Genomic DNA, 15808 nt, shown 5'->3' on the forward strand with positions numbered 1-15808 from the left:
CACACCCTTATTTAAGTTTCAAGTAGTTCCTTTGTTTCCTGTAGTCTGACTGATACCAGTTTAGACACTCCGGATTCCTGCATCGTGACCCCGTACAATACATGGGCTTCTTCCATGGTACCTTTACGATGGGTGATGACAATGAATTGTGTTTCATCACTGAATTTCTTTAAATATTGACTGAATCTCTGCACATTCGCTTCATCCAGGGCCGCTTCCACTTCATCCAGTATACAGAATGGGACAGGGCGGATCTTCAGAATGGAAAACAGCAGGGCAATGGCCGTCAGAGCCCGTTCCCCACCTGACATAAGCCCGAGATTCTGCAGCTTCTTTCCAGGCGGCTGCGCCACTATATCCACACCGGTGTGAAGCAGATCAGACGGATCGGTCAGTTTCAACTCTGCTCTTCCACCGCCAAACAAGGCTTTGAATACACCTTCAAATTCCTCTTGTATGCTGGTGAAGGTTTGATCAAAACGTTTGATCATTTCGCTGTCCATTTCATTAATGACCAGGTACAGAGTGTCCTTCGCTTCCGTCAGGTCATTCTTCTGGTCAACTAAGAATTCGTATCTTTCCTTCACTCGTTCATATTCATCAATCGCACCCAGATTGACGGTCCCGAGCTCTTCCAGAGCTAATTTCACCAGTTTCACTTTTTTCCTTGCCTCTTCCACCTCAATGGAAAGGGGGTAGTCCTCTTTTGCTGCTTCAAACGAAAGCATATATTCATCCCGCAAATGATCAAGACGGTTCTCGAGTTCTACATCAAGACGATTGATTTTCACTTCCTCATCCCTGAGAGCACCGACCAATCCTTTATGCAGACGCTTCAATTCTTTCAACTCCAACTCCTCATCATCGATGGTATGTTGAAGGCTGGAGCGCTCGTCCCGGCGTACAGCGATCAACTTGGACGTTTCTTCCTTTTGCACAGCACACTCTTCTGCTTTGATTCCAAGCTGCTCTTCACCCGAGAAGTTATCCTTCATTTCTGTCTGCAGCCATTCCAGGTCATCCTGGAGACTTATCTTTCGCCTGGTTGTCTCAGCCATCGTATCCTGCACCCGGTTCAGCTGCTGTCGGCTGTTAACCAGCTGTTCATTCCGCGCGGCAAGATTCGCTTTAATGTCACTGATTTCATTCAACAAAGCGTCTTTGGACGTTCGTTCACTATTTTTCTGTAGAGTCAGCTCATTAATCTTTTGATCAAGCTGGATAACCTCTTCCCCTATCTTCTTGAGAGAAGCTTCCAATTCTTTCGTTCTGGAATCATGTTTTTCTTTGATTGACGTAAAATCCTTTTTCTCAAGGTCATACAGGGACAGTCTTTCATCCAGATTCTGCTGGGAAAGTTCAATTTCACGAAGTTGGGAGAGGAGTTCCTGTTCCTTGAGACGCAATCTCTCCCCCTTCACTCTCAATTCTTCCAGTTTCTTTTCACGAAAACTGCTTTCTTCTTTAAGTGATTTTACTTGGGCTTGAAGCTGTTCAGTCTGAACTTCCATACTGGAAAGCTTTTCTTTCATCTCTTCCAGTTCCGCTTTTCTTGAAAGAAGGGAATTTTTCTTCTGTCTCACGGTACCTCCGGACATGGATCCCCCGGGATTGACTACGTCTCCATCCAGCGTAACCAGTCGATAACGATATTGAACAAGCTTCGCAATTTCGTTCGCACCCTTTAGATCCTTTGCGATGATGACATTTCCCACAAGGCTTGAAATCACCATTTGAAAGCGATCATCAAAATGCAACAGATCAGCTCCCACGCCTACAAAGGAAGGATGGCCTTTCAGCATATTCTTTTGGCTTTCAGGTATGGATTTCCCTTTGATTACGTTCATCGGCAGGAACGTGGCACGACCATATTGATGTTTCTTCAAAAAGGCAATGGCTTTACGGCCGTCTTCTTCTGTATCGACTACGATATGCTGCATCGAAGCAGCCAGAGCCGTTTCCATAGCCGTTTCATATGATTTAGGAACCGTTATAAGCTCCGCTACCGCCCCTTGAATACCTGTTAACTGACCCGAACGCTCTTTCAGGACCTCTTTTACCCCCTGGAAGAAACCTGAATAGTCTTCTTCCATTTCTTCGAGCATTTCTTTCCTGGACTTCGCGTGTTGCAGGAATTGAAATGCCTGATAAAGGGTTTTCTCCTGCTTTTCATATTTGGATTTCACGGATTCAAGCTTCTTTTGTTCCTCACGATACAAGTAGATGTGCTCATCGATCTGTTCTTTTTGCAATTGAAGTTCTTTCGATCGTTCCCTGTGACGCAAATGCAAGTCTTCACGTTGAGAAACATACTTTTCATTTTCCGCTTCTAATCGACCGCTGCGACTGGATTGCTGTTCCAGCTGCTGTTTGAGATACTGGATTTCATTTTTTGCAGAAGCCTGTTGATTGAGCTTTTCAATGTAATCACTTTTAAATGATTCAATCACATCTTCAATGTTTTCGTTATAGTGCTTGAATTGATTCTGCTTCGTGACAAGGAGTTCTTTTAACCCGGACACTTCAGAATCGATCCTTTTGAAGTCGCGTTCTGCTTTTTCTTTTTCGGAAACTAAACGTTCGATTTGATTTTCAGCTTCTTCAATCGATTGCTTCAACTGTGATTCATTGGTGGACGAATTTTTCTTCCGCTCTACCAGTACTTGCTTTCTACCCTCAAGTTTCTCTAATTCTTCACTTGTGGAAAGGAGCACTTCCTGTAGGTTTGAAATCGACTCATCGAGCGCCGCAATTTTATCCCTTGTTTGTGTCAGGACCGCTTCTTTCTTCTGAATGCGAGAGGAAAGGACCAATTCTTCTTGTCCATGCTGTTCGAATTCTCCACTCAGCTTTTCCCACTGCTTATGTAAGTCCTCAATATCATACACAGTCAAAGCGACTTCGAACTTCTCCAGCTCCTCTTTCTTCTCCAGATAATCACGGGCCATGGAAGCCTGGAGCTTGAGGGGTTCCACCTGCCCTTCCAATTCATGAAGGATATCATTCACACGATTAAGATTTTCTTGTGTTTCAAATAACTTGTTTTCAGCTTTTTTCTTCCGTGATTTATACTTCAATACACCGGCAGCCTCTTCGAAGATGGTTCTTCTTTCTTCCGGCTTACTGTTCAGGATTTCTTCCACTTTTCCCTGACTGATAATCGAGAAAGCTTCTTTTCCTAACCCTGAATCCATGAACAGTTCAATGATATCTTTCAACCTGCATGGCTGTTTATTCAGTAGATATTCACTATCTCCCGAACGGTAGACTCTCCTTGTGACACTGACCTCACTATAATCGATGGGCAGTGCACCGTCTTCGTTATCCAAGACAAGGGTCACTTCCGCTATATTGAGGGCTTTCCTTGAATCGCTTCCGGCAAAAATGACGTCTTCCATTTTCGACCCACGCAGGCTTTTTGCTGATTGTTCACCAAGCACCCACCTGATTGCGTCTATAATATTGCTTTTCCCGCTGCCGTTTGGTCCAACGACAGCCGTGACACCCGGGACAAACTCCACGGATATTCTTTCTGCAAAAGATTTAAACCCCATTACTTCTAGTTGTTTGAGGAACATCTTCTTTCCCCCTATTTCGCGTCCAGCTTTTGTTTTAACTTTTCCAGAGCTTTCTGTGCGGCTTTTTGTTCAGCCTCTTTTTTTGACCGGCCATTTCCAATGCCCAACTCTTCATCATTTAAGCTCACTCTTGAAATGAACTGACGATTGTGGGCAGGGCCGCTTTCTTCCAGGATACTATATTCGATCATTCCTGCACTGCCCCTTTGAACCAGCTCTTGTAACTGACTCTTATAATCCATCACATGAGAAAAAGCACCGACATTGATTTTTGGGTAGACTACTTTTTCAAGGACAGAGATGACTGTTTCTAATCCTTGATCCAAGTATACCGCCCCGATAAACGCTTCAAAGACATCGGCGAGTAAAGCCGGTCTCTCACGTCCCCCCGTCATTTCTTCACCCTTACCCAATAGGATGAGCTCACCGAAATTCAGTTCAATCGAGAACTTCACCAGGGAAGGTTCGCATACGATGGCAGCCCTTAACTTGGTAAGTTCCCCTTCACTCATCATGGGGTATTTCTTGAAAAGAAATTGAGATACCGTTAATTCCAGAACGGCGTCCCCGAGAAATTCTAAGCGTTCATTATCTTCATATGGTTTTCGACGATGCTCATTCACATAGGATGAATGAGTAAAAGCTTGTTTAAGGAGTTTTTCATCTTTAAATTGAATTCCCATTTGATTTTGAAATGTCTTGAATTTCAAATCATTTTTATGTTTAGATAATCCATTACTTCTGTTTTGCTTCCGCATCAGGCACTCCACCTTGCTAATATGTTCTCATTGTATACCTATCAAGTTTATTCTAAAAAAATCATTTACGCAAAAATTTCTTGAACAATGAAGTTAGAACACAAATAAACTTGGTAGGGGTTGAACCCCTACCAAGTTTCAAATGGTTAGAATATAAGATGGATCGCCCACCTCTCTATTCAATCTAACGATTAAGCCTTTGCTTGTATGTAGTTCACAGCATCACCTACTGTGCCGATTTTTTCAGCATCATCGTCAGAAATTTCCATGTCAAATTCATCTTCAAGTTCCATAACCAGCTCAACTACATCAAGGGAGTCAGCTCCTAGATCTTCTTTGAAAGAAGCTTCAAGAGTTACTTGAGATTCATCTACACCTAGACGATCAACGATAATTTTTGTTACACGATCTAATACTTCTGCCATTTTTGTCACCTCCCCTCAAGTATTATAGAGCATTTCCACCTCTAATGAAAAGAGTATACATGAAAACGATGAATAAATTATTTCATTTTTCCCATTACATGACCATTCCGCCGTCAATATGGAGCGTTTGCCCAGTCATATACGATGCGGAATCGGATGCAACAAATGTCACTACTTTCGCTATATCCCCGGGAGCGCCAAAACGGCTTAACGGGATTTGTTTTAACATTTCACTTCGTACATCTTCAGGAAGCTGATCGGTCATATCCGTCGAAATGAAACCAGGGGCAACGGCATTCACAGTGATTCCACGGGGAGCAAGTTCTCTCGCTGTCGTTTTCGTCAAACCGATCACACCCGATTTGGCTGCTACATAGTTTGCTTGTCCTGGATTCCCGCTCACTCCGACGATGGATGAAATATTGATGATCCGGCCACTTCTTTGTTTCATCATTTGACGTGTAACGGCCTTCGTACACAGGAATACACCTTTCAGATTGATGTTGATGACATCATCCCATTCTGTTTCTTTCATTCTCATCAACAGATTATCTTTGGTGATGCCCGCATTGTTCACAAGGATATCGATGGAACCAAATTCGCCGATCGTTTCCTTGACCATTGCCTGAACACCTTCAGCATCCGATACATTACATTGTACGGCAATCGCTTCTCTGCCCATACTCTTGATTTCATCCACGACTTCGTTTGCTTTCGCCTCACTACCTGCGTAATTCACGGCGACATTACAACCTTCACGGGCAAGTTCAAGAGCGATTTCCCGTCCGATTCCACGGGATGCTCCTGTCACCAGTGCCACTTTACCTTCTAAATTCATTTAAGCTTCCTCCTTCAGTGCTTGAATGGTTTGTTGTAAGGATGCTTCATCTTGAACAGCATATGTCTTCACACGTCTGTTCACTTTTTTCACTAAACCTGAAAGGACTTTACCTGGTCCCACTTCGATGAATGTATCCACACCTAATTCAAGAAGCTTCTCGACAGTATCTTCCCATTGTACAGGGGAGTACAATTGTTCAATTAATAAACGCTTGATTTCTTCATGTCCTGTTACAGGCTCTGCAGTCACATTCGCAATGACGGGTACTTCTGCGTCTTTGATCGTAATCGAATCCAGGATTGAAACGAACTTTTCGGCAGCCGGCTTCATCAATTGGGAATGGAAAGGACCACTTACCTGAAGTGGGATGACCCGCTTCGCTCCGGCTTCCTTCGCTTTCTCTGAAGAGAGCTCCACTCCACGCACCGTACCTGAGATGACAATCTGACCCGGGCAATTCAAGTTTGCGAGTCCAACGGGATGCCCTTCTTCTGTCACGAGGTCTGTCACTTCTTTCAATGACTCCCTGCCCAAACCAAGGACGGCCGCCATCGTTCCTTCTCCGCTTGGTACTGCTTCTTCCATGAATTCCCCTCTTTTACGAACGGTATACACAGCATCTTCAAATCCGATGGCACCTGCAGCCACCAGGGCAGAATATTCCCCTAAGCTGTGACCTGCTGTATAATCTGCCGTAATCCCCTCGGCTTTCAAGCGGGCCAGGATGGCCATGCTCGTGGTCAGGAGGGCCGGCTGAGCGTTCGTTGTCTGGGTAAGTTCTTCCTGGGGACCTTCAAAGATAATCGTTGAAAGCTTGGTGTCCAAACGTTCATCGGCTTTACTGAAATAGGATTCCACATCAGGATATTGCCCGGCTAATTCTTTCCCCATCCCCACCGTTTGGGAACCTTGCCCGGGAAAGATAAATGCGATTTTACTCATATTATTCCACACTCCCATTAATAGCATCTTTTATAGTGTTGGAAACGTCGTGCTTCACCATTTCCCTTGCTTGTCTCATGGCATTGTACAGAGCCACTTCATTGGAAGAACCATGGGCTTTGATGACAGGTGCCTTTAGTCCGAACAGGCCAGCCCCACCGTACTCTGTATAATCGAGCATGTTCTTTAATTGCTTCAGGTCATTCTTCACCAGTCCTGCCGCAAGTTTGTTTTTCGTTGAAGACGTGAACGTTTTTTTCAACATGGAGAAGACGGACAGGGCGGTCCCCTCTATGGTCTTCAGTACCATATTCCCGGTAAAACCATCCGTTACGACAACATCGGCCGGTCCGTCCAGCAGGTCTCTGGACTCTACATTCCCTACAAAATTGATAGGCAGGTTATTTAATAATTGGAACGTTTTCTTTGTTAATTCATTTCCCTTTTTATCTTCCGTTCCAATGTTCAATAAGCCCACACGAGGATTACTGATCCCTCTCACTTTCTCGGAATAAATGCTTCCCATGACTGCGTATTGTGCAAGATGCTCAGGTTTCGCATCGACATTTGCCCCAAGATCAAGCATAAGGAACCCTTTTCCATCAAGTGTCGGAAGGGTCGGTGCCAAAGCCGGCCGCTCAATCCCGTCAATTCTCCCTACAATGAACAATCCTGCCGTCATTAGGGCACCCGTATTGCCTGCTGAAATACAGGCATCCGCTTCCCCATTTTTCACGGCTTGGGCCATGAGGACCATCGAAGCATTCTTCTTTCGCTTCACCGCTCTGACAGGTTCATCCGTACCTTCGATCACTTCATCGGTGTGGATGATCGTCAGGCGATCTTCCGGGGTGATATACTGACTGATCTGCTTTTCATCCCCGTATAAAAGCACTTCAATATCATTGAATTCACGTAATGCCCGCTTTACTCCAAGAACGATTTCTTTCGGGGCGTGGTCTCCGCCCATTGCATCAACGGCTAACTTCATCTACTCTTCATCCTTTACAGATTTTTTAGAGCGATACATTTCAAATTCACCGGTAAACACGAGCTCACCACCGACTAAACTTTGAACTTCTACCGTTGTTCGGTCTTTTTGATCTTTCATATGTATCACTTTCGCTTTCGCGACCACCCGTTCCCCTTCCTTTACGGGTCGGGTAAAACGGATATTTGACTTCGCAGTTAATGCCAAGTCGTCATTTATGACAGCCACTGCAAGGGAATTTGCCTGAGCAAACAAGTGGTGCCCTCTCGCAATCCCATTCCTGATGAACACATGTTCCCGCTTCACATCAAAAATGGATATCGCACTTTGATCCAGCTCTATATCAATAATTTCTCCAATAATCTCTTCAATAGGCAACGACTTCACTTCGTCTTCAAACGATTTCTCTGCAACGTACTTAATTCGTTCACGAAGCTCGGGTATCGACAATTCCATTCGGTCCAACCGGATTGTCTGGACGCTTACCCGAAACCGTTCTGCCAATTCTTCATCTGTTATAAAAGGATTTACTTTGATTGTGTCAGTAAGGTTTCCCTGTCTTTCTTTTTTCGAAAGTCTCAATTTTAACACCGTCCAGTATTAGTACTAGGTACTAATAGTAGTATATAATCTAAAAAAGCAGATTGCAAGAAATAATCTCACAATCTGCCTTTCTAGTCCAGCTTTTCGCCCTCTAATATTCCCGACCCGGATAAATACTCCCTGAGCGGTTCAAACTCTGGATCACTCCAGAATTGAGCCGATGCGATCAAAGCTTGAGCATCGTCCCTTGCTACTTCCAGCGCACGGTAGTCGTGTACCATATCTGCGACCTTAAACTCCGGGAGTCCACTCTGCTTTCTGCCGAAGAAGTCACCTGGACCCCTCAGTTCGAGATCTTTTTCACTAAGGACAAAGCCATCATTCGTTTCTGTCATGATTTTCATGCGCTCTTTCCCGACCTCGGTCTTCGGTTCCGCAAGGAGGATACAATACGATTGATGTTCTCCACGTCCTACCCTTCCTCTCAGTTGATGAAGCTGACTCAACCCGAACCGTTCCGCATCATAGATGAGCATGAAGGTAGCATTGGGCACGTTCACTCCAACCTCAACCACCGTGGTGGAAACAAGCACTTGAAGGTGGTTCGCGCTGAATTCCCTCATGACTCCATCCTTATCCTCGGGGCGGAGTCTCCCGTGCATCAGACCGACTTTGTAACGTCCTTCAAAGTAGTGAACCAATTGATTATACACATCGATGGCATTTTGCACATCCAGTTTGTCAGACTCCTCGATCAATGGACAAATCACATAAGCCTGGCGTCCCTGGTCTAACTCCTTATCCATAAACGAAAGGACCCTGGATAGCATATCCGCTTTCGCCCAATAGGTTTCAATCGACTTCCTTCCCGCAGGCATTTGATCGATGATACTCACATCCATCTCACCAAATACGGTGATGGCAAGTGTTCTCGGAATGGGGGTTGCTGTCATGAATAATACATCAGGACTTTCCCCTTTTTCCCTGAGGACCCTTCTCTGGTTGACACCAAACCTGTGCTGTTCATCGGTGACGACGAGGCCCAGATGCTTGAATTCGACTTCATCCTGTATGAGGGCATGGGTACCAATGAGAATATCAATCTCTCCCTCTTTCAGTTTATCCAATAAAAGACGACGCTTCTTGCCTTTTACAGAGCTGGTTAGAAGGGCAACGGAAAGCCCCATCGGTCCCAGCAGTTCAATGAGGGAATTCGCATGCTGTTCTGCCAGTATTTCCGTCGGGACCATTAATGCTCCCTGATAACCCGCTGTTACACTTGAATACAGCGCAATGGCGGATACGACTGTCTTACCGGATCCAACATCCCCTTGGAGAAGGCGATTCATACGATAAGGAGATTTCATATCTGCTGAAATCTCATTCACCACCCGCTTTTGCGCATCCGTCAATGGAAATGGCAAAGAATCAATGAATGATTTGACTTTTTCCAAGTCATAATGTTGAGGCATGCCGCTTGAGTGCTCCCGCTCAAACTTTCTCAGGGCCTGCATCTTCAACTGAAACAACAGGAATTCTTCATAAACAAACCGTCTTCTTGCCTGCTTCATATCTTCGGTGGAATCAGGAAAGTGAAGATGATACAGAGCATCTTTCCGACTTGAAAGCTTATACTTTTCCATTAAATGACCCGGAAGGTTCTCTTGAATCAAATGACCGTAATCACTGAAAGCCTTCTTGATGAATTTCCTGAGTGTATTGTTTTTCACTGTGCCTTTCAAGGAATATACAGGTTCAAAATCCCCCTGTTTATCATGAGGGCCCGACTGAAAATACTGAACCGTAATGATTTGCCTGTTTTTATCCCATTTCCCGGTCACCGTCACCGTATCATGAAGATTGATTTTCTTTTTCAAGTAAGGCTGATTGAAAAATACCGCTTGAACCAGATTCCTCCCTACGAGAATCCGCAGGGTCAAACGGGATTTCTTTCTCCCGTAAAACATCAGTGCGGGTTCCGAATGCACTTTCCCCTCAACCGTGACACGTTCATCATGGGCTACCTCTTCAAGGTCCCTAAGCCGATAATCCTCATAGCGGTAAGGCAGATATTCCAACAGATCCAGAACGGAATGTATCCCCATTGCATTCAGCTGTAAAGCTGTTTCTTCACCAATCCCCTTAACGTTCTGGATTGTCAGTCCTTCATTACGAGTCTTCACGTTTATTCAGGGAAACCCCAAAGATTTTCGCTTCAAGCTCTCTGCCTGTCGGCGTAGCCGCCAGTCCCCCTTGAGCCGTTTCACGAAGAGCTACCGGCATGGTTTGACCGATTTTGTACATTGCATCAATCACTTCATCACATGGGATGCGGCTCGTAATACCTGCAAGTGCCATATCCGCCGCAACCATGGCATTGGCAGCTCCCATAGCATTCCGTTTCACGCAAGGTACTTCCACCAGTCCCGCAACAGGATCACATACCAGACCAAGCATGTTCTTCAATGTGATTGCCATGGCTTCTGCTGATTGACCAGGGGTCCCACCGGCCATCTCGACGATGGCAGCCGCAGCCATCCCGCTTGCAGATCCCACCTCTGCCTGACAGCCTCCAGCAGCACCTGAGATGGAAGCGTTATTCGCCACCACGAAACCAAAGGCACCGGATGCAAATAAAAAGCGGATCATCTCATCTTTAGTTGGATTCAACTTATTCTTGACAGCAAACAGTGTCCCGGGAACCACTCCGGCAGATCCTGCAGTTGGTGTGGCACAAATCGTTCCCATCGCAGCATTCACTTCGTTCGTTGCCACGGCTTTACTCACTGCATCCAATATCGTATCACCACACAGGGAACGACCTGAATCAATGTATTTCTGTAATAATACGGCATCGCCGCCAGTAAGTCCTGAATGGGACTTGACACCTTCGAGGCCCCTTGCCACTGCCTGTTCCATCACTTCCAGGTTCTTCTCCATCTGACTATAAACCTGTTCAAATGTTTTTCCCGTAAACTCAATTTCCTGTTCGATCATAATGTCAGAAATCTTCTTGTTCTGACTTTCTGCAAGTTCAACCAATTCTGCAACATTTCGAAACATGTAAATAACCTCCTCTTTATGTAAACGCTATCATTATTGTAATTGATTAATCAGAAATCCGTGTTACTTGTGTAATGTTCGGCAGTGATGTCAATTCGTTTATCACCGCTTCATCTATCGGTTGGTCTACCTCGATGGTCATCAAAGCCATTTGTCCTTTTTCTTTCCGGGACACATCCATATGCCCAATATTCAGTTGATGCTTGGCAATGACATTGGAAACAGATGCAATCGCTCCGAACCGGTCATCATGGACTACAAGTATTGCGGGATGATGGCCGGAGAGTTTGAGTTCAAAGCCGTTAAGTTCAATGATTTCAACTTTCCCTCCACCAATTGAAATACCGACCAATTCGATTTCACCTTGATCATCTCCCATACGGATGCGGGCTGTATTCGGATGATCCGTGATGGCATCTTCTTCTTGAAATTTAATCTTTATCCCTTTTCCCTTAGCTACATTGATCGATTCGATAATTCGTTCATCATATGTATCATAATCAAGGATTCCGCCTACAATGGCTACGTCTGTTCCATGGCCCTTATACGTTTTTGCAAACGACCCATAAAATGAGATTGTCGCCCATTTTGGTTCCCGGCGAAACAGGTTTCTCGCTATTCTTCCTATTCTGGCAGCACCAGCCGTATGAGAACTGGATGGTCCAATCATCACAGGACCGATAATATCAAATACACTTTTGTATTTCATGCCTTTTCCCCCTTACCTAACATCCGATTCCTACTACCATTCTAACATAATTGAAGGGGACAAACTCCTTTTAGAGCTGCCCCCTTCCTTTAATCCTTATTCAACTGAGAATATATAGGAGTAAAGTGGTTGTTTACCATTATGAACTTCCACTTCTACGTCTTCATAGTGTTGTTCCACATACTCTCTGAGTGACTCAACATCCTCTTCGGTCACATCTTCACCGTATAGAATGGTCAAGATCTCAGAGTCAGCATCAAGCATTGTCTCCAATAGGGTTTGAGCAGATTTTTGACGGTCGGAATCCGAAACGACAATCTTGCCTTCTTCAATTCCCATAAAGTCATCTTTTGAAATCGAAACGCCATCGATGGACGTATCTCTCACAGCAAATGTGACTTGACCCGTTTTCACCTGCTTCGAAGCCTCGGTCATCAACTGTTTGTTGTCTTCTACAGAAGCTGATGGATTAAAGGCAAGTAACGCAGCCATTCCCTGGGGTACGGTCTTCGTCGGGACAACGGCTACCTCCATTTCAAGAACTTCAGCCGCTTGTTCGGCAGCCATGATGATGTTCTTGTTATTCGGCATGATGATGACTTTCTTCGCATTCACTTCTTCTACAGCTTTCACGATATCCTCCGTACTCGGATTCATCGTCTGACCGCCTTCGATCACAGAAGTTGCTCCGATGCTCTTAAATAATTCGGCAATCCCTTCACCCATTGATACAGTCACAATGGCAAAGTCGACTTCCTTGGCCGGAGTCTGAGCTTCTGCTACAGCAGGCTTGGATTCTCCTACAATGCTGCTGTGCTGCTGTCTCATATTTTCAATTTTAATATTGATGAGACTTCCGTATTGATGTCCATACGTCAATACATCCCCCGGCTGCTCGGAGTGGATATGTACTTTGGCTAATTCATCGTCACTGATGACAAGCAGGGAATCACCGTACTTGCTTAAATCCTGGCGAAAGTCTTCTTCTACAAATGACTGCTTATCACTTTCGAATCGGACCATGAATTCTGTACAATATCCAAATTCAATATCTTCTGTACTCATGAAATCCTGAGCCGTCTTATGATGCTCAGCACTCACAAGGTCATTCATGGATGGCAGTGACACCTGGTCCGAAACCTTTTCCCCTTTAAGCTCTGCAAGGAACCCTTCATAAACGAACAGAAGTCCCTGTCCTCCACTATCGACTACTCCCACTTCCTTCAATACAGGAAGTAAATCAGGTGTACGATTCAAAGAAGCCTGCGCCTCGTCGACAATTGCCTGCATAAGCTTCACGAAATCACTTTCAGTCTCAGCTACAGAAACACCTTTTTTCGCAGCATCCTTCGCAACCGTTAGAATCGTTCCTTCCACAGGTTTCATAACCGCTTTATAAGCCGTTTCGACCCCTGTTTGAAGTGCATTGGCAAACTCTGCACTTGATAAGGATTCTTTCCCTTCAATCGCCTTACCAAAGCCTCTGAACAATTGGGATAAGATAACACCTGAGTTACCTCTTGCTCCCATCAATAATCCTTTTGAAAGGGCAGTAGCCACATTTCCAATATGATCTTGAATATGGTTTTGAACTTCCTTTGCACCGGAAGTCATTGATAAATTCATATTTGTTCCAGTATCACCATCAGGAACAGGAAAAACGTTCAGCGAGTCAACCAGCTGCGCATTGGCAGATAATTTGGTGGCACCTTGTATCACCATCTGGGCAAAACGTTTTCCTTCCAAAGATGTAATCGACACGAATCTTCCTCCTCACTACGGGTTCGTGACACGAACCCCCTGCACAAAAATATTTACTGAATCTACCGCCAAGCCGACGGTCTTATCAAGAGTATATTTAACCTTGGATTGTACATTATGGGCAATCTCAGAAATTTTTGTACCATAACTCACAATAATATACATATCAATATGTACTTCCTCTTCATCTTGACGAACGATCACTCCGCGAGTGAAATTTTCTTTACGTAAGATATCTGTGAAACCGTCTTTAATTTGGTTCTTTGAAGCCATTCCAACAATTCCGTAGCAATCCACCGCTGCACCTCCAGCAATCATTGCAATGACATCATTCGTAATATCAATTTGTCCGTACTGCGTTTTCAATTCGATGGACATGGAATGTTTTCCCCCTTTAATTACATGCTTGGCTAAAAACATTTTACTATAAGTATCCTGTTTTTGAAAGCTAAACTATTATCACAAGCGTCATTTGTTGGGTTTACCCTCTATTTTTTCCTTATTATTCAAAGATTAATCATCAGCTTACACAAGTGGTCTGTGCAGGAAATGGTTTTTAATGAAAAAAGGCGCCTGCATTAGGCGCCTTCCCATTTTAAGTATTATACGCGTTCTACTTTACCAGATTTCAATGCTCTTGCAGAAACCCATACTTTCTTAGGCTTTCCGTCCACAAGAATTCGAACTTTTTGCAGGTTTGCACCCCAAGTACGCTTGTTCGCATTCATTGCGTGAGAGCGAGCGTTACCTGAGCTGGCTTTACGGCCTGTTACTACGCATTGTTTTGCCATAATATATTCCCTCCTCACTAACAAGAAGCTGAAGTTAATTTCAGTTCCACATTTCGCTTATTATCATAAAGATACTTTAATAATTTATCACACAACTTTCTATAATGCAATACTACAATTAAAACCTTTCAAGAAAAAATACTTTACACACCGAAAAGCGGAAGGGGCTCGCTCTGAGGCGACAAGCATAAGGCAAGTCACCCGGAAAGGCGCTCTTTGCCTTTTTGGGTGACTTGCCTTATGACCTCGAGCCTCAAGCCCCTGGAGCTGGACATCCCAGAAAAGCGGAGGCGGCTTGGTCAGGCCCGACAAGCACAACTGGGAAATCCCAAAAGGCGCTTTTTGCCTTATGGGATTTTTCAGTTGTGACCTCGAGGGCCTAGCCGCCGGAGCTGGACATCGCAGAAAAGCGGAAGGGGCTCGCCTCAAAAAAGACAATAGTCCCCTCCTTCATCTCTAGATCATCCATAAAAAAAGAAGATGGCACCAAAGCCATCCCCAACAAACCATTTATTCTTTTTTAAACGTTCCTAACATCGCCCTCACAAGTCCACCCAAGAATTTCGGTAATTTAATTGTATAAAAGCGCATTTTTAGTCCCTCCCCACAATCTAAAGAACGTAATGTTTCGCTTGACAACGGTTTAGTTTATTCAAGCAGTTTCAGTTAAGTACGTCTTCTTTTCTGCCTGGTCATGAGAAGCTTTAATCACTGCTTCTTATCACCATTAATATGCCATTTGAAAAGGAAAAAGTACCAGATGATTGTATAAGTTCATTACTAATACATAGTGTGGAGCCTCTTGAAATATTCCGATTTTTTAATGGATATTTAAAGCCGGTGAGGGTGATCCCTTCGACATTTTCGGTGACGGGAACAAAGGAAATATACTGTAATTCCGGGCTTTTTTCAACGTTATGCTCCCCGGGTTCAGCAAGGGATAATCGATTTTGCACGTCGATCATTTCCACTTTGATGCGGGCTTCTAAAAGTTTCGGAGTCATTAATAATTGCAGGTTACCCATGAAGTGATCAAGCCGTCCCCCGGTGGCCCCGAAGATGGAAATTTTATCGGGTTTCTGATCGATCGCCCAGTTCAAGGCAAGCTCCAGGTCCGTCTCGTCCTTTTCAGGCTGATAGCGATTGACTTCCCGCACTTTTCCCTGGATCAGTTCCCACTCTTCCTTGTTGACTGAATCAAAATCCCCGAATGCAATATAGGGTTCGATCTTTTGCTCCAATAAGGTATATACGCCACGGTCTACGCCAACCCAGTTGACTTCATCACTGCAATATTTGTTTAATTCCGGTATGTATCGACCCGGTCCGCCGGCAACGATATTGATTTCCATTTCCTCCACTCCCATTTTATAAAAATAGGCTGACCCTTAAGGATCAGCCTTCGT

Annotated in this window: 15 protein-coding genes; all 15 read right to left on the reverse strand. The window is 44.5% G+C overall.

What is annotated here, in order from left to right; genetic code table 11:
- Positions 1 to 11 precede the first annotated feature (11 nt).
- Positions 12 to 3578 carry a chromosome segregation protein SMC gene (smc, locus tag V8G47_RS04800; protein WP_336199090.1) on the reverse strand — a complete coding sequence of 1189 codons (3567 nt, stop codon included), beginning with the start codon at positions 3576 to 3578 and terminating at the stop codon, positions 12 to 14.
- 11 nt (positions 3579 to 3589) lie between these two features.
- A complete protein-coding gene (rnc, locus tag V8G47_RS04805) occupies positions 3590 to 4336 on the reverse strand; it encodes a ribonuclease III (protein ID WP_034755710.1) in 747 nt (248 codons plus the stop codon).
- A 191-nt stretch (positions 4337 to 4527) separates the two neighbouring features.
- Complete coding sequence (acpP, locus tag V8G47_RS04810) at positions 4528 to 4761, reverse strand: acyl carrier protein (protein WP_034755712.1); 234 nt, start codon at positions 4759 to 4761, stop codon at positions 4528 to 4530.
- 94 nt (positions 4762 to 4855) lie between these two features.
- A complete protein-coding gene (gene fabG / locus V8G47_RS04815) occupies positions 4856 to 5599 on the reverse strand; it encodes a 3-oxoacyl-[acyl-carrier-protein] reductase (RefSeq protein ID WP_336199091.1) in 744 nt (247 codons plus the stop codon).
- Positions 5600 to 6544 carry an ACP S-malonyltransferase gene (fabD, locus tag V8G47_RS04820; RefSeq protein WP_336199092.1) on the reverse strand — a complete coding sequence of 315 codons (945 nt, stop codon included), beginning with the start codon at positions 6542 to 6544 and terminating at the stop codon, positions 5600 to 5602.
- Between the two features lies 1 nt (position 6545).
- Positions 6546 to 7535 carry a phosphate acyltransferase PlsX gene (gene plsX / locus V8G47_RS04825; protein ID WP_336199093.1) on the reverse strand — a complete coding sequence of 330 codons (990 nt, stop codon included), beginning with the start codon at positions 7533 to 7535 and terminating at the stop codon, positions 6546 to 6548.
- Positions 7536 to 8117 carry a transcription factor FapR gene (gene fapR, locus V8G47_RS04830; RefSeq protein WP_060669794.1) on the reverse strand — a complete coding sequence of 194 codons (582 nt, stop codon included), beginning with the start codon at positions 8115 to 8117 and terminating at the stop codon, positions 7536 to 7538.
- A 92-nt stretch (positions 8118 to 8209) separates the two neighbouring features.
- Positions 8210 to 10261, reverse strand: coding sequence for an ATP-dependent DNA helicase RecG (gene recG / locus V8G47_RS04835; protein WP_336199094.1), 2052 nt, complete (start codon positions 10259 to 10261; stop codon positions 8210 to 8212).
- Positions 10248 to 11141 (reverse strand): L-serine ammonia-lyase, iron-sulfur-dependent, subunit alpha, encoded by an 894-nt coding sequence (gene sdaAA / locus V8G47_RS04840; protein WP_034755730.1) that lies wholly within the window; start codon positions 11139 to 11141, stop codon positions 10248 to 10250. Before sdaAA ends, recG begins: the two co-directional genes overlap by 14 nt.
- A 46-nt stretch (positions 11142 to 11187) precedes the next feature.
- A complete protein-coding gene (gene sdaAB, locus V8G47_RS04845) occupies positions 11188 to 11850 on the reverse strand; it encodes an L-serine ammonia-lyase, iron-sulfur-dependent subunit beta (RefSeq protein ID WP_336199095.1) in 663 nt (220 codons plus the stop codon).
- A 96-nt stretch (positions 11851 to 11946) separates the two neighbouring features.
- The gene (locus V8G47_RS04850) at positions 11947 to 13611 is read right to left on the reverse strand and encodes a DAK2 domain-containing protein (protein ID WP_336199096.1); all 1665 of its coding nucleotides are present in this window, start codon (positions 13609 to 13611) and stop codon (positions 11947 to 11949) included.
- Positions 13612 to 13626: 15 nt separating this feature from the next.
- A complete protein-coding gene (locus V8G47_RS04855) occupies positions 13627 to 13989 on the reverse strand; it encodes an Asp23/Gls24 family envelope stress response protein (protein ID WP_034755738.1) in 363 nt (120 codons plus the stop codon).
- 224 nt (positions 13990 to 14213) lie between these two features.
- Positions 14214 to 14402, reverse strand: coding sequence for a 50S ribosomal protein L28 (rpmB, locus tag V8G47_RS04860; protein WP_034755741.1), 189 nt, complete (start codon positions 14400 to 14402; stop codon positions 14214 to 14216).
- A gap of 510 nt (positions 14403 to 14912) precedes the next feature.
- Positions 14913 to 14993, reverse strand: a complete 81-nt coding sequence (gene spoVM, locus V8G47_RS04865) for a stage V sporulation protein SpoVM (protein WP_032088878.1) — start codon at positions 14991 to 14993, stop codon at positions 14913 to 14915.
- A gap of 113 nt (positions 14994 to 15106) precedes the next feature.
- Positions 15107 to 15754, reverse strand: coding sequence for a thiamine diphosphokinase (locus V8G47_RS04870; RefSeq protein ID WP_336199097.1), 648 nt, complete (start codon positions 15752 to 15754; stop codon positions 15107 to 15109).
- Between the last annotated feature and the right edge of the window lie 54 nt (positions 15755 to 15808).

It is taken from the genome of Rossellomorea sp. LJF3 (assembly GCF_037046045.1).
Taxonomy (GTDB): Bacteria; Bacillota; Bacilli; order Bacillales; family Bacillaceae_B; genus Rossellomorea.